We start from the raw sequence: 19985 nt of genomic DNA on the forward strand, positions 1-19985 counted from the left end.
CCGTCCCGGGAACCCGCGGCGGCGGCCCGCTCGTTGGGGTTTCGTGAGAGGTTCGTGAGAGTCCCCGTGCGGGGTGATGTACCTCTCTCTTCGACCGGGTTCGCGGACGAACGGCTCCGCCGGGGGTTATCACGGAGCGGGAAGGGGGTGCGGGAGCGTGCGAGCGATCTGCGGACTCTGGCGCTGGCGGCACAACCCGCTGCGGCGCACCACCGATCTGGTCGAATCCTGGCTGGCCCTGGCCACGTTGCTGCTCGTCCTGGTCGTCGCCCCCGTGCTCGGTTCGTTCGTCGGTTCCGTCACGCAGGACGCCCTCCAGCGGACGGTGCGCGACCAGCACCGCACCCGGCACCTGATCTCCGCCGTCGTCGTGCGCCGACTGACCGCGTCCGCGCCGGCGCCGGACCCGGAGATCGCGACGGGCCGGGAGATCCGCAGCCGCGTCCTCGCCGACTGGACCGGACCGGACGGCACCCGGCGGCACGGCCCGGCCAGCACCGACCTCAGACACCCGCACCCCGGCGACCACTTCGGCCTGTGGACCGACCGGCACGGCCGGACCGTCACCCGCCCCCTGGACACCGCCACCGCCACCACCCACGCGGTGCTGGCCGGACTCGGCACCGCTCTGGCGGCGGCCGGACTGACCGAGTGCATACGCAGACTGGTCCTGTGGCGCCTGGTCCGCCGCAGGTACGCCCGCTGGGACCAGGCATGGGACCGCGCGGGTCCCGACTGGGGCCGCACCGGCGCCGGCAGCTGACGGTGCCGCGACTCCGGTCAACCGACCGTCCACGCACGCGCTACGGTGGACCGGCCGACGCGATCGGCGACTCTCCGCGCGCGTGCGCGCGGCGGCCCGAAGGGCTGAGCACGGCCGCGGTCCCGCCACCGGGTGCGGCGCCCCGAAGGTGAACGAGCCATCAGTACGACGAGGTGGGGGCACGGCAACGCCATGGCACAGGGCACGGTCCAGGTGACGCACACCGGCACATCCCGGTGGCGGCGCCGCACGGGTGAGTACGCATCGCTGGCCGCGGCCCTGGAGGCCGCGGCGGACGGCGACGTCCTCACCGTCGCCCCGGGCACCTACCGCGAGAACCTCGTCGTCCAGCGGCCGGTGACCCTGCGCGGCCCCGAGGGCTCCCCCGGCGCGGTGCGCATCGCACCCCTGGACGGTGTCCCGTTGACCGTGCGCGCCTCCGCGGTGGTGCAGGACCTGCATGTGGAGGGCCAGGACCCGACCGCGCCCGCGCTGCTGGTGGAGGAGGGCACGCCGGAGCTGCGGGACCTGCGGATCGTGACCCGGTCCGCCTCCGGTCTTGAGGTGCGCGGCGGCGCCCGGCCCACGGTGCGGCGGTGCACGGTGGACAATCCGGCCGGGATCGGCATCGCCGTGCTCGGCCTGGCCGGCGGGGTGTTCGAGGAGTGCGAGGTCGTGGCCGCCGGGCAGTCGGGGGTCGCGGTCCGCGACGGCGCCCGCCCCCGGTTCGAACGCTGCCGGATCCACCACACCTCGGGCCCCGGACTCGCCGTGACCGGCGACAACTCCGCGCTGGAGGCGGTGGGCTGCGAGGTCTACGAGGTCCGCGGCAGCGGCGTGCAGGTCAGCGGGCGCGCCTCCGCGCACCTCACTGACTGCGAGGTGCACCGCACCACCGCGGACGGCGTCACCCTCGACACGGACGCCGTGCTCACCCTCGCCGACTGCCGGCTGCACGACATCCCGGAGAACGCGGTGGACCTCAGGTCGCGCTCCGTGCTGACGCTGACCCGCACCACCGTGCACCGCTTCGGGCGCAACGGCCTGTCGGTGTGGGACCCGGGCACCCGCGTGGACGCCAACCAGTGCGAGATCGCCGACAGTACGGGCGACTACCCGGCCGTGTGGGTCAGCGACGGGGCGACCGCGGTCCTCGACTCCTGCCGGGTGCACGACGTGCCGGACGCGCTGTTCGTCCTGGACCGCGGCTCCCGCGCGGACGTCGTCGACAGCGACCTGTCCCAGGTGCGCAACACGGCGGTGTCGGTGAGCGACGGCGCCACCGCGCAGCTCGACGACTGCCGGATCAAGGAGGCCGCCACCGGTGCCTGGTTCCGCGACCACGGCAGCGGCGGCACCCTGAACAACTGCACCGTGGACGCCACCCAGACCGGTGTGATCGTCACCAAGGGCGCCGACCCCACCATCGAGCGCTGCACCGTCGTCTCCCCCGCCGAGGCCGGTTTCTACGTCTCCGCCGGTGGCCGGGGCAGCTTCCTCGGCTGCCGGGTGACGGGCAGCGGCGGCTACGGCTTCCATGTGATCGACGGCTGCCGTACGACACTGCGGAAGTGCCGTACGGAACGCTGCGCGCGCGGCGGCTACGAGTTCGCGGACGGCGGGGACCCGGCGGCCGGGGCTGGACCGGTGGTCGAGGACTGCACCAGCGACGAGAGCGCCGGGGTACGCCCGCCCGCGTCCGCGCCCAGGGAGACGGCCGTACAGACGGCGGACACCTCGTCCGGGCTGCTCGGCGTGATCCCCGGGCAGCGGAACACCGAGCCTCGGCACCTGCCGCCCGAGCCGCGGCCCGAGCAGCCCGTGCGCACCGCGAAGGACGTGCTCGGCGCGCTGGACGCGCTGGTGGGCCTGGACAGCGTCAAGCGCGAGGTGCGCGCCCTCACCGACATGATCGAGGTGGGCCGGCGGCGGCAGCAGGCCGGTCTGAAGGCCGCCTCCGTCAAACGCCATCTCGTCTTCACCGGCTCCCCCGGCACCGGCAAGACGACGGTCGCCCGCCTGTACGGCGAGATCCTCGCCTCGCTCGGGGTGCTGGAGAAGGGCCACCTGGTGGAGGTGTCACGCGTCGACCTGGTCGGCGAGCACATCGGCTCCACCGCGATCCGCACCCAGGAGGCGTTCGAGCGGGCGCGCGACGGAGTGCTGTTCATCGACGAGGCGTACGCCCTCTCCCCCGAGGACGCCGGACGCGACTTCGGCAAGGAGGCCATCGACACCCTGGTGAAGCTGATGGAGGACCATCGCGACGCGGTCGTCGTGATCGTCGCCGGGTACACGGCGGAGATGGAGCGCTTCCTGTCGGTCAACCCGGGCGTGGCCTCGCGTTTCTCGCGCACCATCACCTTCGGCGACTACGGCCCCGGGGAGCTGCTGCGGATCGTGGAGCAGCAGGCCGAGGAGCACGAGTACCGGCTCGCGGAGGGGACGGCCGAGGCGCTGCTGAAGTACTTCACGGAGCTTCCCCGGGGCGCGGCGTTCGGCAACGGCCGCACCGCGCGCCAGACGTTCGAGGCGATGGTGGAGCGCCATGCCAGCCGGGTGGCGCAGCTCGACGACCCCGACACCGACGATCTGACGCTGCTCTACGCCGAGGATCTGCCCGAACTGCCCTGAGTCCCGGTGGTGTCCGGCGGCGGCGCCTCGCTCCCGGATCCGGTGTCCGGGGGCGCGGAGCCCGGGTCGGCGGCGTCGCCGGGCGCGGGGCGCGGCGCGGGCAGGTCCGGGCGCAGCCGCGCCAGGAGCCGTCGGCGTTCCTCGGCGAAGGCCGGGTCGGCCTGGTAGTCGGAGTGGCCCAGGATCGGGGCGGGCAGCGGGTGCCGTGCCGTACGGCCGTAGACGAGCGGGTCCTTGAGCGGGGCGCGGTCGACGTCCGGTCCGGTGCCGTCGCGGGACGGCAGGACGGGGCCGCCGATGGGGTCGGTGAGCCGGTACAGGTTGCGCCAGCAGTCCACGTCGCGGTGCAGCGCGGCAAGGGCGTCGGGGCCGAAGTGGGCCGGGAACCAGCGGCCGTACAGGCGGGTCAGCGGGGAGCCGTAGGTGAGCAGCGCGACCCGGGCGCGGACCGCGGGGGTGAGCTGCCAGGCCGCGGCGGCGGCCAGCACGCTGCCCTGCGAGTGTCCGGAGAGGACCAGCCGTCCGCCGGTGGCCCGGGTCCAGGTCGCCATGCGCCAGGTGAGGTCGGGCACGGCGCGCTCGGCGTAGCACGGCGGGGCGAAGGGGTGGGCGGCGCGCGGCCAGAAGGTGCCGACGTCCCAGAGGATGCCGATGGTGCGCCGGGCCGAGGCGTCCTTGTAGGCGCGCCGGCCCCAGGTGACGAAGAGGACGAAGCCGAGTCCGACGAGCCAGGAGCCCAGCGCCTGTGCGGTCTGGGCGGCGCCCTGGACGGCGGGATGCGCTCCGCCGGCGGCCTGGACGGGGGTGCGGCCGGTGCCGAGGGCGCCGATGAGTGCGGCGGTGCCGAGAGCCAGGGTGGCCGCGGAGACGACGCCGACGGCGAGGGGCGCTTCGTCGGTGAGGGTGGCCATCGCGCGGGTGCGGGCGATCCGGCGGGTGCGCTCGCGGTCGGCGGGCCGGCCGGCGAGGTCGCGGAGCACGCGGGCGCGTTCCGTGCGGGCCAGTCGCCAGGTGCGTACGGCGAGGCGTGCGGCGAGCGTCAGCAGCAGCAGAAGCACCACGGGGATGACGGACGCCTGCCAGGTGAGCAGGACCGGCGGGCCGGGCAGCCGTCCGCCGGTTCCGTCCAGCCAGTCGGCCACCCGCTGGGCGACGCCGCCGGACATCACTCCGCCGAGCGCGCAGGCCAGCATCGCGACCGCGGGTCCGCCCTGTCCGTGCAGCGCGGCCCTGGGTCCGGGCGGGGCGTCGGTGGGGCTGTGGCCTGCGGGGCGGCTGCCGTGCAGGGTGCGGGCGGTGGCGGCCAGGGCGACGACCAGGAGGCCCTGGGTCAGGGAGAGCGCGCCGAAGGAGGCGTCGCCCGGCAGTCTGCCGGTGGATGTCCAGGCCGGGCGCGACCAGCCGGCGTAGAGGACGGCGAGCAGGAGCAGCAGGAGCGCGCCGAGCGGCAGCCATCGGGCGAGGCGGCGGTCCAGGCGCCGGTCCGGCCGGTGTTCGCTGCGGCCCCGGCGGCAGACGACGGCCACCGCGGCGGCGCCGGTGGCGAGCAGGGCGGCGTGCAGGAGCCAGCCGAGGGCGTCCAGGACGGCGGGACCGCCGGGCCGCCGGTCGAAGTGCGCGGCCGGGGTGGCGACCGCCGCGGCGACGGTGAGCAGTCCGGCGGCGGTGTGGGCGGCGCGCAGCCGGGCCACCAGGCGGCGGCCGTACCAGAAGCCGGGGCGCGCCAGGGCACCGCCGCCGGGTTCCCCGGGTCCGTCGCCCGGGGCGGGCGGCTGCTGGGACTCGTAGGCGCTCCAGGTGCGGTGCGAGAGGTAGCACAGCAGGCCGGTGAGGGCGGCGGGGACCAGGGCGGCCAGGGCGAGGCGGCGGCCCGGCTCGCTCCACCAGCCGCCCGACGCGGGTGCCAGGAAGCCCAGCCAGGAGTGGCGCGAGGTGCACGCGCGCGTGCCCGCGCACTGCCAGGCGGCCAGGTCGAGCGCGACCTCGCAGGCGGCGGCGACGAGCAGCACGGTGAGGGTCAGTCCGGCCAGACGGACCAGGAGGCCGTACAGGCGTACGGTGCGCGGGCGCCGGTGGGCGGCGGGGCGCATCCAGTGGGCGAGGTTGACGACCATGAACGGCAGCAGCAACAGCCACAGGGCGCGGCTGCCGTCGCCGGAGGTGAGGTTGCACCAGACGTACGCCTCGGGCACCGGCCGGCCGTCGTGGGCCCGGGGCCGGGTCTCGGCGTCGGCGTCGGCGTCGGCGGCGCGCCGGTAGACGGCCGCGGTGTCGTCGCCGGTGACGCGGACCGTGCGTCCGTCGTCGAGCATCTGCTCGGGTGTGGTGCCGCCGACGCCGTGGACGAGGAGTTCCAGGGCGGGCGGGGCCGGGCCGGCGGGCGTGTCCACCGGGTCCGGGCGCGTGCCGTCCGGTGCTTCGCCGGCCGTCAGGTTCGGGCGCATGCGGTCCGGTTCCTCCTCGGCCGCCGGGTGCCGTCGTGTCCGCTCCATCGCCGCACCTCCCCCGTGACGCGCCGTGGTCCTCGCCGGTCCCCACCAGGATCTCGGTCCGCGGCCCGTGGCACAGCCCTTGTCACGGAATCTCCCCGATCCGGGTGACGTGCGGGCCGCGGCTGCCCGGCGCGGCGTCCCCGGCACACGCGCTGCGGACGGGCGATGGCACCGGTACGGGCGGCCCGTGCGAGGATGGGACGCCCGCACCGGGGCGGGTCGGACCTCCTGGTCGGACCGGGTGGGCCGGGGCGGCCGTACGGGCCCGAGGCGAAAGGAACCGGAGCACACGTGAGCGAGAATCAGAACCTCCTCGCGGAGCAGCGGCGCGCTCTGATCCTCGACGAGGTCCGGCGGCGCGGCGGGGTCCGGGTCAACGAACTGACCCGCAAGCTCGGCGTGTCGGACATGACCGTACGGCGTGATCTGGACGCGCTGGCCCGTCAGGGCGTGCTGGAGAAGGTGCACGGCGGCGCGGTGCCGGTCGTGGAGGCCAGTACGCACGAGCCGGGTTTCGAGGCCAAGTCGGGGCTGGAGCTGACGGCCAAGGAGGACATCGCACGGGCCGCGGCGCGGCTGGTCGCGCCGGGCTCCGCGATCGCCCTGTCGGGCGGTACGACGACGTACGCCCTGGCGCATCATCTGCTGGACGTGCCGGATCTGACCGTGGTCACCAACTCGGTGCGGGTGGCGGACGTGTTCCACACGGCGCAGCGCACCTCGGGCCAGCGGCAGGGGGCGGCGACCGTGGTGCTGACCGGCGGGGTGCGCACGCCGTCCGACTCGCTGGTGGGGCCGGTGGCCGACCAGGCGATCGCGGCGCTCCACTTCGACATGCTGTTCCTCGGGGTGCACGGGATATCGGCGGAGGCCGGTCTTTCGACGCCGAACCTCGCGGAGGCGGAGACCAACCGGCGCCTGGTGCAGTCGGCGCGGCGGGTCGTGGTGGTCGCCGACCACACCAAGTGGGGTGTGGTGGGGCTGAGTTCGTTCGCGACGCTGGAGCAGGTGGACACGCTGGTGACGGACGCAGGGCTGCCGGGCGGGGCGCGCGCCGAGATCGCGGAGCACCTGCGGCTGGTCGTGGCGGGCGAGCCCGAGCAGGAGCCGGCCCAGGAGCCTGCGGGGTCCGTGGAGTCGGTGGAGTCCGCGGAGCCGGCGGAGGGGTCCGCCGGCTGAGTTCCGGTCCGGGCGCCCCGTGGCGGCGTCAGCGCGGCCAGGTGCCCGTCGTGAGGAAGGTGTCGAGGGCCGCCGTGTACGGCGCGTGGTCCAGGCCCTGTTCCGCCAGCCAGGTGTCCGAGTAGTACTTGTCGAGGTAGCGGTCGCCGGGGTCGCACAGCAGGGTGACCACGCTGCCCCGGCGGCCCTGTTCGCGCATCTCGGCGACGATCTTCAGGGCGCTCCACAGACCGGTGCCGGTCGAGCCGCCCGCCTTGCGTCCGATGACCCGTTCCAGGGCGCGTACGGAGGCGACGGCTGCCGCGTCGGGGACCTTCATCATCCGGTCGATGGCGCCCGGCACGAAGCTCGGTTCCATCCGGGGGCGGCCGATGCCCTCGATGCGTGAGCCGCGCTCGCAGGTGACGTCCGCGTCACCGCTGGTCCAGCCCTCGAAGAAACAGGAGTTGTCGGGGTCGGCGACGCAGACACGGGTGTCGTACTGCATGTAGTGGACGTAGCGCGCGAGGGTCGCGGAGGTGCCGCCGGTGCCCGCGGTGGCGACGATCCACGCCGGTTCGGGGAACCGCTCCAGCTCCAGCTGGCGGAAGATGGATTCGGCGATGTTGTTGTTGCCCCGCCAGTCCGTGGCCCGCTCGGCGTAGGTGAACTGGTCCATGTAGTGGCCGCCGGTGTCCACCGCGAGCCGGGCGGACGCCTCGTACATGGTGCGCGGGTCGTCCACGAAGTGGCACCGGCCGCCGTGGAACTCGATCAGGCGGCACTTCTCGGCGCTCGTCGTGCGCGGCATCACCGCGATGAAGGGGACGCCGATCAGTTTGGCGAAGTACGCCTCGGAGACGGCCGTCGATCCGCTGGACGCCTCGATGACCGGGCGGTCCGGGCGGATCCAGCCGTTGCACAGGCCGTACAGGAACAGGGAGCGCGCCAGGCGGTGCTTGAGGCTGCCGGTCGGGTGCGTCGACTCGTCCTTGAGATAGAGGTCGACGCCCCACTCCTCGGGCAGCGGGAAGCGGAGCAGATGGGTGTCGGCCGAGCGGTTGGCGTCCGCCTGGACCTTGCGTACGGCTTCTTTGAGCCAGTCCCGGTAGCCGGCGTCACTGCGGTCGACGTCCTGGGTCTCGCCGGTCCGGCGCTGCTCGATGGTGCTCACGGCGGGACTCCTCACACTGGGCCGCGACGGCGTGTCGCACGGCCGGACGCTCTCGATGATAGACACCTTCTCCACGCTTCTCACCTGCATAAACGCTACTTTGGGCGGCTCAAAGGCAGCCCTGGGGCACGGCACGCCAGAGCGCGTCGGCGGCGCATGGCGGGCACGTCCGGGGGCGCGTTCGCGCCAGTGCTCCGGGCACGGTCCGTCCGGTGTCCCGCGCGCACTGGTGCCCGCTGCCGAAGCGGGGCAGACTGCACCGCGCGGGACGAACAGCCCGCCGGGGCGCACCGGGCCCCGGAGGAACCGCGCCGGTCCGCGACCCGGTGGTCATCAGGGTCCGGCGCGTGCGAGGGGGCGGTCAGGGATGGCGGAGCCGGAGTTCACGGCCACGGGCGTGCGGATCGCCAGACGACTGCGCTCGCTCACCCGGGCCGGGCGGGTCCGGATCAGCGACGGCCGGCTGGAGCTGCTGACCAGTTACGGCAGTGAGATCGACAGCGCGCCGATCCGGGCGGTGCGCGCGTCCCGGCCCTGGCTGGCGCCGGAGGACCGGGCGCTCGCCGACCTCAACGGCCACCGGTACGTGCTCACGCTCGGCGCGGGCGACGCCGTGCCCGGGGACCCGGGGCCGCCCACCGCGCACCGGTTCATCGAGGCCGTACGCAGAGCGGCGGGGGCGGCCAGAGCGGCGGGGCGGGACGGCTGAACGCCGCGGCCCGGCCCGGGGCCCGCTCGAAACTGGCGCGAACTTGCGCTCCCGAACCCCTTGCGTCACGCTGGTCTCACGTCACTCTGGGTTTACCGGCGATAACGCTGCGAACCAGCCCGCCGGCCACGACAGCAGGCGGCAGTGTCACGCAGGCGCCCTGCTGCATCCGAAACGTCGTGTTCTTCCGGACCTCAACGTCGGGGAGTCGCAGCCGTGATCAGTCACCCAAGCAGGCACTGCACGGTGGAGCTCCAAGCCCTGCCGTCGCGGATCGGCCAGGTCCGCAGAATCGTATCGGCGCACTTGCGCTACTGGCATCTGGACCCTCTGATAGACCGGGCCGCGCTCGGTGTGACGGAGTTGCTGACCAACGTCCACCAGCACGCCCGGCCCGACAAGTCGTGCACCGTCGAGCTGGAGTTGCTGCTCGACCGGCTCACCGTCTCCGTACGCGACCACGATCCGCGTCTTCCGTCGGCGGAGGACATGGGCGCGATCGCGCCGCTGGCCACCGAGGGCCGGGGGCTGGCGATGGTGGCCGCGATGAGCGAGAGCTGGGGTGCGCGCCCGGACGGCGAGCAGGGCAAGGTGGTCTGGTTCACCCTGCCCACGGCGGCCGCACCGGTCACGACACCCGCGCGGGTGCCACGACTGGCGAGCGGGGAGCAGCCCGTGCGCCGGTTCACCGAGGTCGAGCCGGTACTCGACGGCGCGCGCCCCGCGCACGCTCCCGCTCGGTCCGCCGTTGCCGGCTGACCGGGCGGTGACGGCGGCGACCTCGTGACCGCGCCGGAGACGGCGCCCGGTCACGTGACCTGCCCCGCTGCCCCGCCGGTCCCCCACGCACTCGGGGGCCGGCGGGGCGTGGGCGCGCCGGACGGCGCGCGTGTCGGTGTCGGTGTCGGTACCCGCGCCGGTGCCACGGTGACGTCCGGCGGGTACAGGCCGGTGGTCACCGGGCCCGGTGCGGCCTCGCGGGCGCGCCGACCCCGGCCGCCGCCGTCAGGCTCACACCCGGCCGGAGGGTGGCCGTCCGGAGGACGACCGCGCGCGGCGGGCCCGCGCCCCGCAGGCGGTGACCGCCGTGCCGGTCACCGGGCCCCGGCCTTGTCGAGGCGGCCGAAGTGCTCCTCCAGCACGGACATCCGGCGCCAGTACTCCTCCTCGTCGATCTCGCCGGAGGCGAAGCGGCGGCCGAGCACGCCCAGCGGCGAGTCGCCCGCGGGCCGGGCGGCCGGCCCGCGCCCCGATCCGGCCACCGGTCCGCGCCAGGGCCCGATCCGTCCGCCGAGCCCGGTCCGGCGCAGGACGGTGACCACGCCGACGATCACAGCCGCCCAGATCAGCGGGAAGAGAAGGATCCACGGTCCGGGCCCGCCGCCCCAGTCCGCCATGGCCTGCATATGGGTCTGCATCTGAGTTCATCTCCCTCGGAGGTTCTCCCGTACTGCCTCGACCATGCCCCCGGGAGGGCCCCGGGTCGTCGTACGGCCAGCGGCAGTGTGCGTACCTCGTGGGGAGTACGGAACGGGGTACGGCGCGGACGCGGGCCGTATGTACCTTGTGGTACATACCCTTCGTGCACAGGCGTCCACACCCCCGCGGTGTCGCCGCGGACCGGGGAAGGAGTCGCACCGGCCGGAACGGACTCCTCCCGACCGGTGACGCTCCACTCCCCTGACATAGCCCGTCCGCTCCCCCGGTCCCCCGCTCCCGGTTCCTTCCTGATCTTGGTTTTGTAACTACTAGTATGTACAGTGGTCGCATGAGCACAGAGGAGCGACTGATCCGGTCCACGCGTGAGTTGCTGTGGGAGCGCGGATACGTCGGGACCAGCCCGCGGGCGATCCTGGAGCGTGCGGGGGCCGGGCAGGGAAGCATGTACCACCACTTCAAGGGCAAGCCCGACCTCGCGCTGGCGGCGATCAGGCGCACCGCGGAGGAACTGCGCGCCGAGGTGGAGGCGGTGCTGACCGGGCCGGGGACGCCGTACGAGCGCATCGAGGGCTATCTGCGGCGCGAGCGGGACGTGCTGCGCGGCTGCCCGGTGGGGCGGCTGACGATGGATCCGGACATCGTCGCCAGCGACGAGCTGCGCGCACCGGTCGACGAGACGCTGGACGCCGTCCGGGAACGGCTCGCCGGGATCGTCGAGGAGGGCAAGGAGGAGGGGGAGTTCCCGGCCTCGCTCGACGGGGAGGAGACCGCCGCGGCGATCCTCGCGACGGTGCAGGGCGGATACGTCCTGGCCCGCGCCTCCGGCTCCCCCGGCGCCTTCGACGCGGGGGTCCGCGGACTCCTCGCCCTGCTCGCCCCGCGCCGCCCCGCCGAGACGGCCTGAGGAAGGATCTTCACATGCACGCGATGCAGTACGAGATGACCCTGCCCGCCGACTACGACATGGCTGTCATCCGGGACCGGGTGGCTCGGCTCGGGCATCTGCTCGACGACTGGGCCGGGCTCGGTCTCAAGGCGTATCTGATGCGCGAACGCGGCGTGGACGGCTCGCCGGTCAACCAGTACGGGCCGTTCTATCTGTGGCACACCGTCGAGGGGATGAACTCCTTCCTGTTCGGCGGTCCCTTCCAGGGGCTGGTCGGCGACTTCGGCAGGCCGGTGGTGCGGCAGTGGACGGGGCTGGCGTACGAGGAGGGCCGGGCGGCGGACACGGCGGCCGCCTTCGCGGTGCGGCAGCGCACTCCGGTGCCCGAGGGGGTGGCACTGGCCGAGTTCGCCGAGGAGGCGGTGGACGGGACGCGGCGGTCGGCGGACCGGGACGGGGCGGTCCTCGTGGCGGCCGGGGTGGACACGAGCCGCTGGGAACTGGTGCGCTTCTCGCTCTGGTCGCGCCGCGAGGCCGCCGTCTCCGCGGCGTCCGCCGCGCCCGGTGGCGGCGGCGAGGTGTTCCAGGTCCTGCACCTGTCCCAGCCCGGACGCAAGGCGCTGACGCCCGGACGGCAGTGGTGACCGCCGTCCACGCCGCCGTCCACGCCGCCGTCCGCACCGTGCTCGGTGACATCCCTCCGGACAGGCTCGGGGTGACCGACGCACACGACCACCTCTTCCTGCGCAGCCCCCTGCTGGCCGGGCAGGAACTGGACGACGTACCGGCGGCGCGCGCCGAACTGGGCGCGTTCCGCGCGGCGGGCGGGGAGGCCGTCGTGCAGTGGACGCCGTACGGGATGGGGCGCCGGGCCGCCGAACTGCCGGGCGTGTCCCGGGCGGCCGGCGTGCACGTGGTGTGCGCGACGGGACTGCACCAGGCCGGCCACTACGCCGAGGAGACACTCGCCGCTCTGCGCGGCCGCCTCGCCGAGGTCTTCGTCGGCGAACTGACCGACGGCATCGGCACCTCGGGCGTCCGGGCCGGTCTCGTCAAGGTCGCCGGCGGCTTCCACGCCCTGGACGCGCACGCCCGCTGGACGATGACCGCCGCGGCCGAGGCCCATCACGCCACGGGCGCGCCGGTCGCCGTCCACCTGGAGCAGGGCACGGCCGCGCCGGACGTCCTGGAGCTGCTCTGCGGAACGCTGGAGGTGCCGCCCCACCGGGTGGTCCTCGGGCACCTCAACCGGTTCCCCGACCCGGTCCTGCACGTGCAGGCGGCGCGGACCGGCTGCTGGCTCGCCTTCGACGGCCCCTCCCGCGCCCATCACGCCACCGACTGGCACATGCCCGAGGCCGTGCGGGCGCTGGCCGACGCGGGGTTCGGCGCACAACTGCTGCTCGGCGGCGACACCGTGACCGCGGGGGCCCGGTCGGTGAACGGCGGTCCCGGGATGCCGTACCTGTTGCGCCGCGTTCGCCCGCGCCTGGCGGCCGGTCTCGGCGAGGAGCTGACGGACCGCGTCCTGCGGGACAACCCCGCCAGAGCGTTCGCCGTCGAGTGGCCCTGACCGCGGGCCCTGCCCAGCACGGCGCAGCACAGCACGGCCCAGCGCAGCACAGCCCAGCACGACAGAGCACAGGGAACACCAGGACACGAGAGGAGCCCCGGCCGTGCCCTTCGTCCGGATCGACGCCATGGACACCGGCCCCGGCCGGCTGGACGCGCTCGGCCGTGCCGTGCACGAGGCCCTGGTCGAGACGCTCGGCATCCCGCCCGACGACCATTTCCAGATACTGACCGCCCACGACGGCGCGCGCGGCACCCTCCGGCACGGGGACTACCTGGGAATCCGCCGGGACGAGGGCATCGTCTACGTGGCGGTCACCCTGCGCGCGGGCCGGAGCGACGGGCGCAAGCGGGCGCTGTACGCGCGCATCGCCGAACTCGCCCACGCGTACGCCGGTACGGAGCCCCGCAACGTCTTCGTCACCCTCACCGAGAACGGCCCGGCCGACTGGTCGCTGGGCCATGGTGAGGCGCAGTACCTCGGCTCCTGACCGGGTGCCGAGGGTGCCGTCGGCCGGTCAGGTGAGGGCCCCGAGCGGGTCGTCCAGGACCGGCTGCCAGGCGAGTTCGGCCGCGCCGACCAGGCTGTTGTGGCTCAGCGTGCAGGGCAGGATGGGCACGCCGCCGCTCTGCCCCCACAGGCTGCGGTCCGCGACGACCGCGCGCAGCCGTCCGGGATCGGCGTCGAGCAGGGCGCGGTGCAGCCCGCCGAGGATGATCCGGTCCGGGTTGAGGATGTTCACCAGGCCCGCGAGTCCGAGGCCGAGCCGGTCGATGAGGGCCTCGGCGGCGGCGCGGACGGCCGGGTCGTCGTAGCGGCCGCGGATCAGGTCCTCGGCCTGCTTCAGCAGGGACACCTCGGGGCCGGGCGCCCGGCCCGCGGCGGTGAGGAAGGCCAGCGGGTCGGCTTCCACGTCCAGGCAGCCGCGGCCGCCGCAGTGGCAGGGCCGGCCCTCGGGGTTGACCGTGAGGTGGCCGACCTCCAGCGCCAGCCCCGAACTGCCGGTGTGCAGCCGCCCGTCCAGGACCAGCGCGCCGCCCACGCCCCGGTGTCCGGTGGCCACGCACAGCAGGTCCCGGGCGCCGCGTCCGGCGCCGTGCCGGTGCTCGGCGAGCGCGGCGAGGTTGACGTCGTTCGCGGCGAAGGCCGGTCCGGTGATCCCGGCCGCGCGCACGCACTCGGCGAAGATCCGCCGCACGGGCGCGCCCGCGGGCCAGGCGAGGTGCAGCGGGTTGAGGGCCAGGCCGTCCGGTTCGGCGACGGCGGAGGGTACGGCGAGACCGGCGCCGACGCAGCGGCGCCCGGTGCTGCGCAGCAGTTCGGCGCCCGCCTCCACGACCGAGCCGAGCACCTTGGCCGGGTCGGCGTCGACGGTCTCGCAGCCCGGTGCGGTCGCGACGATCCGGCCGCCGAGACCGACCAGGGCGGCGCGGAAGCCGTCGGCGTGCACCTGCGCGGCCAGGGCGACGGGGCCGTCCTCGGCGACCGCGAGCCGGTGCGAGGGGCGGCCCTGCGATCCGGCCGCCGCGCCCGGCCGCGCGTCCACCCTGATCAGGCCCAGGGCCTCCAGCTCGGCGGCCACCGCGCCCGCGGTCGCGCGGGTCACCCCGAGTTCGGCGGTGAGCACGGCGCGGGTGGGGGCGCGTCCGGTGTGCACCAGCTCCAGCGCGGGTCCGAGCGCGCCGCGCCCCCGGTCAAGCCGCGTCCTCGAGGTGGTCCCTTCCCCCGCCGCCCGGGGGTCCGCCTTGCCGCTCATGAGGGCGAGTCTCCCATGATCCGTGCGGGCGCCGGCCTGCCGCCCGCGCGGGGTCCCGGCCCGGCGGCCGGGTGGGGCCCGGCCTACCGCCCGCTCACCCGGAGGGTGATGTTCAGCCGCCCGTCCAGGCCCGACTCGGGCGGCGCGGTGCCCGGGTGGATCCGGGGTACGCCGTGGTACGCGAGCCGGGCCGGGCCGCCGAAGACGAACAGGTCGCCGCTGCGCAGTTCCACGTCCGTGTAGGGGCGGGCGCGGGTGGCGGTGTTGCCGAAGCGGAACACACAGGTGTCGCCGAGGCTCAGGGACACGACGGGCGCGGTGGAGTGCTCGTCGCTGTCGCGGTGCATGCCCATGCGGGCGTCGGCGTCGTAGAAGTTGATGAGCGCGATGTCGTACGCGGCCCCGGCGGCGGCCTCCGCGCCGAGCGCCCGGGTCACCGCCTCCCGGCCCAGTGCGCCCAGCCAGTCCGGGAACGGTTTGACGGGGGCGCCGTCGCCGTCGACGGCGGTGGGGGCGTAGCCGTACGGGTACCAGTGCAGGCCGAGGCAGACCTGCCGGGCGGACATGGCGTGACCGCCGGGGGTGCGCACCCTGCGCAGTCCGGCCGGCGGGCGGGCCCACTCCCGGCAGGCGGTGAGCAGGTCGCGCTGGCGGGCCGCGTCCAGCCAGTCCGGTATGTGCACGGCGCCCGGCGCGATCTCTCTGCGGGAGCGCGGGAACAGCTCGGCGTCCATGGTCCCATCCTGCCCCCGGCGAAGGTGCGCCGCGGAGCGGGCGGGTCCCGGCGCCGCGGGACGGCCGGACCGGACGGCGATTTGACGCCAGGGCCTAGCCTGGACGGACGATGAACGACCGTATGACGACTCCCTGGGGCGAGCTGACGCTGGCCCGCCACCCCGAGGACCCCCGCGACCGGCTGCGTGCCTGGGACGCCTCCGACGAATATCTGCTGCGGCACCTCGCCGAGCGGACACCCGGCCCGTCCGGGACGGTGGTGGTGCTCGGGGACCGGTGGGGCGCGCTGGCCACGGCGCTGGCGGCGCACCGGCCGGTGCAGATCACCGACTCGTTCCTCGGGCAGGAGGCGACCCGCCGCAACCTCGCCCGCAACGGTGCGGAGACGGGTGCGGTCCGGCTGCTGACCACCCAGGACGCGCCGCCCGAGCGGATCGACGTCCTGCTGGTGCGGGTGCCCAAGAGCCTCGCCCTGCTGGAGGACCAGCTGCTGCGGCTGGCGCCCTCGGTGCACGCGGACACGGTCGTCGTCGGCACCGGCATGGTCAAGGAGATCCACACCTCGACGCTGGCGCTGTTCGAGCGGGTGCTCGGGCCCACCCGGACCTCGCTGGCCGAGCGCAAGGCGCGGCTGATCCTGTGCACCCCGGACCCGGCCCTGGAGCGGCCCGCGAACCCGTGGCCGTACGCGTACGCGCTGCCAGAGGGGACGGGCGCGGTGGCGGGGCGGCGGGTCGTGAACCACGCGGGGGTGTTCTGCGCGGACCGCCTGGACATCGGCACCCGCTTCCTCCTGGAGCACCTGCCGGACGGGCGGGGCGCACAGCGGGTGGTGGACCTGGGCTGCGGCAACGGCGTGGTGGGGACGGCGCTGGCGCTGGCGAACCCGCAGGCGGAGGTGCTGTTCACGGACGAGTCGTTCCAGGCGGTGGCCTCGGCGGAGGCGACGTACCGGGCGAACGGCGTGCCGGGGCACGCCGAGTTCCGGGTCGGGGACGGCCTGGACGGGGTGCCGTCGGGCAGCGTGGACCTGGTGCTGAACAATCCGCCGTTCCACTCGCACCAGGCGACGACGGACGCGACGGCGTGGCGGATGTTCACCGGGGCGCGGCGGGCGCTGCGCCCCGGTGGTGCGCTGTGGGTGGTCGGCAACCGGCACCTGGGCCACCACGTGAAGCTGCGCCGGCTGTTCGGGAACTGCCGGCTGGTGGCCGGCAACCCGAAGTTCGTGGTGCTGTCCGCCGTCAGGCGGTAGGCGCGGCGGCGCGGGCGCCGATCACGCGGATGAGCCGTTCCACCTCCTGTGCCATCGCCTCGCGGCCGACGCCGAGGTACTTGCGGGAGTCGACCGCCTCGGGGTGCGCGGTGAGGTGGGCGCGGATCGCGTCGGTCATGGCGATGTTCAGGGCGGTGCCGACGTTGACCTTGGCGAGGCCGCCGGCGACGGCCGCCGTCAGTTCGGCGTCGGGCACGCCGGAGGAGCCGTGCAGGACGAGCGGTACGTCCAGCGCGTCGGCCAGCCGCTTGACGAGGTCGTGGTCGAGGGCGGCGGTGCGCTCGGTCATGGCGTGCGAGTTGCCGATGGCCACGGCCAGGGCGTCCACCCCGGAGTCGGCGACGAAGGCGCGCGCCTCGCCGGGGTCGGTGCGGGCGCCGGGCGCGTGGGCGTCCAGCGGCGGCTTGCCGTCCTTGCCGCCGACCTGGCCCAGCTCGGCCTCGATCCACAGGCCCTGGGCGTGCGCCCATTCGGCGGCGGCCCGGGTGGCGGCGAGGTTCTCCGCGTAGGGCAGCCGGGCGGCGTCGTACATCACGGAGCTGAAGCCCGCGTCGGCCGCCTGCCGCAGCAGGTCGTCGCTCTGCACATGGTCGAGGTGCAGCGCGACGGGTACGGCGGCCTGTTCGGCGGCGGCGGTGGCGGCGCGGGCGAGCGGCAGCAGCCGTCCGTGGCGGAACCTGACCGCGTTCTCGCTGACCTGGAGGAGGACGGGCGCGCCGGCCGCCTCGGCGCCGGCGACGACGGCCTCGATGTGTTCCAGGGTGATGACGTTGAAGGCGACGACGGCGGAGCGCGCGGCGGCGGCGCTGCCGACCAGCTCACCGGTGGCTGCAAGCGGCACGGCCTGTTCCTTTCGGGGGCGGAGCGGGGGTGGGCCGACCGGTCCGACCCGGTCTGACCTGTTCTGAAGCGGTCGGATCCGGTCGGACCGGATCGGATGAGGTCGGGCCGGATCGGGTGCGGTCGGGCCGGATCGGGTGCGGTCGGCCGGATCGGGTGCGGTCAGGCCGGGTCCGGGGTGAGGATCACCGAGCGGGTCAGGTGGCGCGGCTGGTCGGGGTCGAGGCCGCGGGAGGCGGCGACGGCGACCGCGAGACGCTGGGCGCGGACGAGTTCGGCCAGCGGGTCGAGGGTGCCCTGGATCCACAGCGCGCCGGTGCCGGCCACCTGCTCGGCGAGCCCCTCGGGCGCCTCGTCGAGCGCCCAGGTGGCGGTGCCCGCCGTGGTGACGCTGATCGGGCCATGGCGGTACTCCATCGCCGGGTACGCCTCGGTCCAGGACAGGGACGCCTCGCGCATCTTGAGGCCGGCCTCGTTGGCGAGGCCCACGCTCCAGCCGCGGCCGAGGAAGGTGAACTGCGTGCAGTCGACGAGTCCTTCGGGCAGCGGCTCGGCGAGCGCGGTGCGGGCGTCGGCGACGACGGCGTCGGTGTGCAGGCCGAAGTGGGCGCGCAGCAGGGTGAGCGCGGTGGTGGCGAACCGGGTCTGCACGACGGAGCGTTCGTCGGCGTAGTCGAGGACGACGACGTCGTCGGCGGCCGTCATCACCGGCGTGGCGGGGTCCGCGGTGATGGCCGTGGTGCGGGTGGTGCCCTTCGACCGGGCCAGCAGGTCGAGCACCTCGGTGGTGGTGCCGGACCGGGTCAGGGCGATGACCCGGTCGTAGGACCGGCCGTGCGGGAACTCGGACGCGGCGAAGGCGTCGGTCTCGCCCTGGCCCGCGCCCTCGCGCAGCGCGGCGGCGGACTGCGCCATGAAGTACGAGGTGCCGCAGCCGACGATCGCGACCCGCTCCCCCGGCGCGGGCAGCGCCCCGCCGTGTCCCGCGGCGTCGGCCGCCGCTCGGGTCCAGCACTCCGGCTGGCTGGTCAGCTCGTCCTCGACATGGCTCATGGCACACCCTCCCGGGGTCATCTGATTGTTCTTGCAAGATACAGCGCAGTTTCGAGCACAATCAAGCATCTACCGGTGCGCGAAGTGCGCTAGGGTCACGGAGGACGCAGGAGCAGGAACGGAGGCCGCCGATGTCTCGGGACGCCCGCTGGAAGGCGCTGCTGGAGCTGCTCGTGGAGCGCGGCCGGCTGGAGGTCGAGGAGGCGGCGTCCCGGCTGGAGGTGTCGGCCGCGACCATCCGGCGCGACTTCGACCAGCTCGCCGAGCAGCAGATGCTGGTGCGCACCCGGGGCGGCGCCGTCGTGCACGGCGTCTCCTACGAGCTGCCGCTGCGCTACAAGACGGCCCGCCGCGCCTCGGAGAAGCAGCGGATCGCCCAGGCCGTGGCCGCCCTGGTCGCGCCCGGCGAGGCGGTGGGCCTGACCGGCGGCACCACGACCACCGAGGTGGCCCGCGCGCTCGCCGTCCGCGGTGACCTGGGCTCGGGCACGCCCGCCCTGACCGTGGTGACCAACGCGCTCAACATCGCCAACGAGCTGGCCGTACGGCCCCAGTTCAAGATCGTGGTCACCGGCGGGGTCGCGCGGCCGCAGTCGTACGAGCTGATCGGACCGCTGGCGGACGGGGTGCTCGGGCAGATCACCCTGGACGTGGCGGTCCTCGGGGTGGTCGCCTTCGACGTCGCGCACGGCGCGGCGGCCCACGACGAGGCGGAGGCCGCCATCAACCGCCTGCTGTGCGAGCGCGCCGAACGCGTCGTCGTCGCGGCGGACTCCAGCAAGCTGGGCCGTCGCGCCTTCGCCCGGATCTGCCCGGCGGAGTCGGTGGACACCCTGGTCACGGACGCGGCGGTGGACGGGGAGACGGTGCGGTGGTTCGAGGAGGCCGGGGTCCGGGTCCTCACGGTCTGAACGGCCCGTCCCGGCCGGGACGGCTCCCCTGCCGCCCGCGGCATCCGGGGCGGCGGCGGTACCCCGGAGCGCGGGGGCGCCGGCGCTCATCGCGCCGGGACCGCCCGCGGCGGCGCCCCGCAGGTCCGGGCCGCCGCGGGGACGCGCCGCCTCAGGTGCGCAGGAAGCCCACACCACGGCCGTCGTTGCAGCCCACGGGGACCGGCCGGCCCTCCCCGAGGCCGCCCTGATCGGCCTTGAGCGCGACGCTCATGAGGGACAGGAGGAGATCGACGTCGGCCGAGGCGTCGAGACGGATGGTGACCCAGGAGGAGCCCGGCACCACGCGGACGGCGGCGAAGCGCCTGAGGTCGCGCGAGAGCCGCCGTATGGCCCGGTCGGTCAGCTTGAGGTCGACGTCGCGGTCGGAGTGGAAGTGGGCGATCTCCCCGTGCGCCGAGCTGAGCGCCTGCCCGGTGCCACAGCTCGGTGCCGCTTCCATCAGGTCGGGCCAGGTGGCCAGTTGGGCGAGTGCACGCGTGGCGAGCGTCATGGTCCCATCATGACGCGCTCACCGCGCGGCAACCGGTGCGTGAGCAAGCCTTA

General features: G+C 74.9%; 19 protein-coding genes. 11 read left to right on the plus strand and 8 right to left on the minus strand.

The annotated features are described in order from the left end of the window. The first annotated feature begins 157 nt into the window (after positions 1–157). Together R4Z62_RS03460 and R4Z62_RS03465 are read left to right on the plus strand one after the other, a co-directional pair. Positions 158–763 carry an Rv1733c family protein gene (locus tag R4Z62_RS03460; protein WP_491519090.1) on the plus strand — a complete coding sequence of 202 codons (606 nt, stop codon included), beginning with the start codon at positions 158–160 and terminating at the stop codon, positions 761–763. Positions 764–955: 192 nt separating this feature from the next. Then, positions 956–3397 (plus strand): right-handed parallel beta-helix repeat-containing protein, encoded by a 2442-nt coding sequence (locus R4Z62_RS03465; protein ID WP_491519091.1) that lies wholly within the window; start codon positions 956–958, stop codon positions 3395–3397. On the opposite strand, the gene R4Z62_RS03470 is transcribed toward R4Z62_RS03465, so the two are convergent. Further along, positions 3367–5841 (minus strand): hypothetical protein, encoded by a 2475-nt coding sequence (locus tag R4Z62_RS03470; RefSeq protein WP_491521833.1) that lies wholly within the window; start codon positions 5839–5841, stop codon positions 3367–3369. The genes R4Z62_RS03465 and R4Z62_RS03470 overlap by 31 nt on opposite strands. A gap of 339 nt (positions 5842–6180) precedes the next feature. Between R4Z62_RS03470 and R4Z62_RS03475 the strand changes: the two genes are divergently transcribed. Then, on the plus strand, positions 6181–7068 hold the full coding sequence (locus R4Z62_RS03475; RefSeq protein ID WP_491519092.1) for a DeoR/GlpR family DNA-binding transcription regulator: 888 nt from the start codon (positions 6181–6183) through the stop codon (positions 7066–7068). Between the two features lie 28 nt (positions 7069–7096). On the opposite strand, the gene cds1 is transcribed toward R4Z62_RS03475, so the two are convergent. Continuing rightward, entirely contained in the window at positions 7097–8221 is a 1125-nt protein-coding gene (gene cds1, locus R4Z62_RS03480; protein ID WP_355475757.1) for an L-cysteine desulfhydrase Cds1, read from the minus strand. A gap of 367 nt (positions 8222–8588) precedes the next feature. Between cds1 and R4Z62_RS03485 the strand changes: the two genes are divergently transcribed. Beyond that, entirely contained in the window at positions 8589–8930 is a 342-nt protein-coding gene (locus R4Z62_RS03485; RefSeq protein WP_491519093.1) for a hypothetical protein, read from the plus strand. Between the two features lie 216 nt (positions 8931–9146). Further along, positions 9147–9689: an ATP-binding protein gene (locus R4Z62_RS03490; RefSeq protein WP_064531344.1), complete on the plus strand. Its 543-nt coding sequence runs from the start codon at positions 9147–9149 to the stop codon at positions 9687–9689. 335 nt (positions 9690–10024) lie between these two features. Here the strand turns inward: R4Z62_RS03490 and R4Z62_RS03495 are convergent, their stop codons facing one another. After that, positions 10025–10336, minus strand: coding sequence for an SHOCT domain-containing protein (locus R4Z62_RS03495; RefSeq protein WP_491521834.1), 312 nt, complete (start codon positions 10334–10336; stop codon positions 10025–10027). A 347-nt stretch (positions 10337–10683) separates the two neighbouring features. Here R4Z62_RS03495 and R4Z62_RS03500 point away from each other — a divergent pair, with 347 nt between their 5' ends. The 4 genes from R4Z62_RS03500 to R4Z62_RS03515 all read left to right on the plus strand — a co-directional run bounded on the left by R4Z62_RS03500 (position 10684) and on the right by R4Z62_RS03515 (position 13319). After that, a complete protein-coding gene (locus tag R4Z62_RS03500) occupies positions 10684–11274 on the plus strand; it encodes a TetR/AcrR family transcriptional regulator (protein WP_064531346.1) in 591 nt (196 codons plus the stop codon). Positions 11275–11288: 14 nt separating this feature from the next. Further along, positions 11289–11900: a DUF4865 family protein gene (locus R4Z62_RS03505; protein WP_491519094.1), complete on the plus strand. Its 612-nt coding sequence runs from the start codon at positions 11289–11291 to the stop codon at positions 11898–11900. Beyond that, complete coding sequence (locus tag R4Z62_RS03510) at positions 11897–12829, plus strand: phosphotriesterase family protein (RefSeq protein WP_491519095.1); 933 nt, start codon at positions 11897–11899, stop codon at positions 12827–12829. Before R4Z62_RS03505 ends, R4Z62_RS03510 begins: the two co-directional genes overlap by 4 nt. A gap of 103 nt (positions 12830–12932) precedes the next feature. After that, on the plus strand, positions 12933–13319 hold the full coding sequence (locus tag R4Z62_RS03515; RefSeq protein WP_382844295.1) for a tautomerase family protein: 387 nt from the start codon (positions 12933–12935) through the stop codon (positions 13317–13319). Between the two features lie 27 nt (positions 13320–13346). On the opposite strand, the gene R4Z62_RS03520 is transcribed toward R4Z62_RS03515, so the two are convergent. Together R4Z62_RS03520 and R4Z62_RS03525 are read right to left on the minus strand one after the other, a co-directional pair. Beyond that, positions 13347–14585 (minus strand): ROK family protein, encoded by a 1239-nt coding sequence (locus tag R4Z62_RS03520; RefSeq protein ID WP_491519096.1) that lies wholly within the window; start codon positions 14583–14585, stop codon positions 13347–13349. 83 nt (positions 14586–14668) lie between these two features. Further along, positions 14669–15319 carry an alpha-ketoglutarate-dependent dioxygenase AlkB gene (locus R4Z62_RS03525; protein WP_355475768.1) on the minus strand — a complete coding sequence of 217 codons (651 nt, stop codon included), beginning with the start codon at positions 15317–15319 and terminating at the stop codon, positions 14669–14671. 122 nt (positions 15320–15441) lie between these two features. Between R4Z62_RS03525 and R4Z62_RS03530 the strand changes: the two genes are divergently transcribed. Beyond that, a complete protein-coding gene (locus tag R4Z62_RS03530) occupies positions 15442–16575 on the plus strand; it encodes a methyltransferase (protein ID WP_355475770.1) in 1134 nt (377 codons plus the stop codon). Here the strand turns inward: R4Z62_RS03530 and R4Z62_RS03535 are convergent. Both R4Z62_RS03535 and R4Z62_RS03540 read right to left on the minus strand, forming a co-directional pair. Continuing rightward, a complete protein-coding gene (locus tag R4Z62_RS03535; RefSeq protein WP_491519097.1) occupies positions 16565–17437 on the minus strand; it encodes a class II fructose-bisphosphate aldolase in 873 nt (290 codons plus the stop codon). The genes R4Z62_RS03530 and R4Z62_RS03535 overlap by 11 nt on opposite strands. Positions 17438–17598: 161 nt before the next feature. Then, positions 17599–18489, minus strand: coding sequence for an SIS domain-containing protein (locus R4Z62_RS03540; protein ID WP_064531354.1), 891 nt, complete (start codon positions 18487–18489; stop codon positions 17599–17601). Between the two features lie 131 nt (positions 18490–18620). Here R4Z62_RS03540 and R4Z62_RS03545 point away from each other — a divergent pair, with 131 nt between their 5' ends. Continuing rightward, the gene (locus R4Z62_RS03545) at positions 18621–19400 is read left to right on the plus strand and encodes a DeoR/GlpR family DNA-binding transcription regulator (protein WP_018570954.1); all 780 of its coding nucleotides are present in this window, start codon (positions 18621–18623) and stop codon (positions 19398–19400) included. A gap of 151 nt (positions 19401–19551) precedes the next feature. Here R4Z62_RS03545 and R4Z62_RS03550 read toward each other — a convergent pair whose 3' ends face one another. Continuing rightward, a complete protein-coding gene (locus R4Z62_RS03550) occupies positions 19552–19932 on the minus strand; it encodes a luciferase domain-containing protein (protein WP_491519098.1) in 381 nt (126 codons plus the stop codon). Between the last annotated feature and the right edge of the window lie 53 nt (positions 19933–19985).

This window comes from Streptomyces sp. PL-25 (assembly GCF_058344915.1).

Bases quoted from the DNA above. Each gene is read 5' to 3' on its own strand.
- R4Z62_RS03465 (WP_491519091.1), top strand. From the start codon at position 956: ATGGCACAGGGCACGGTCCAGGTGACGCACACCGGCACATCCCGGTGG.
- R4Z62_RS03470 (WP_491521833.1), bottom strand. From the start codon at position 5,841: ATGCGCCCGAACCTGACGGCCGGCGAAGCACCGGACGGCACGCGCCCG.
- R4Z62_RS03485 (WP_491519093.1), top strand. From the start codon at position 8,589: ATGGCGGAGCCGGAGTTCACGGCCACGGGCGTGCGGATCGCCAGACGA.
- R4Z62_RS03495 (WP_491521834.1), bottom strand. From the start codon at position 10,336: ATGCAGGCCATGGCGGACTGGGGCGGCGGGCCCGGACCGTGGATCCTT.
- R4Z62_RS03500 (WP_064531346.1), top strand. From the start codon at position 10,684: ATGTACAGTGGTCGCATGAGCACAGAGGAGCGACTGATCCGGTCCACG.
- R4Z62_RS03505 (WP_491519094.1), top strand. From the start codon at position 11,289: ATGCACGCGATGCAGTACGAGATGACCCTGCCCGCCGACTACGACATG.
- R4Z62_RS03520 (WP_491519096.1), bottom strand. From the start codon at position 14,585: ATGAGCGGCAAGGCGGACCCCCGGGCGGCGGGGGAAGGGACCACCTCG.
- R4Z62_RS03525 (WP_355475768.1), bottom strand. From the start codon at position 15,319: ATGGACGCCGAGCTGTTCCCGCGCTCCCGCAGAGAGATCGCGCCGGGC.
- R4Z62_RS03530 (WP_355475770.1), top strand. From the start codon at position 15,442: ATGACGACTCCCTGGGGCGAGCTGACGCTGGCCCGCCACCCCGAGGAC.
- R4Z62_RS03540 (WP_064531354.1), bottom strand. From the start codon at position 18,489: ATGAGCCATGTCGAGGACGAGCTGACCAGCCAGCCGGAGTGCTGGACC.
- R4Z62_RS03545 (WP_018570954.1), top strand. From the start codon at position 18,621: ATGTCTCGGGACGCCCGCTGGAAGGCGCTGCTGGAGCTGCTCGTGGAG.
- R4Z62_RS03550 (WP_491519098.1), bottom strand. From the start codon at position 19,932: ATGACGCTCGCCACGCGTGCACTCGCCCAACTGGCCACCTGGCCCGAC.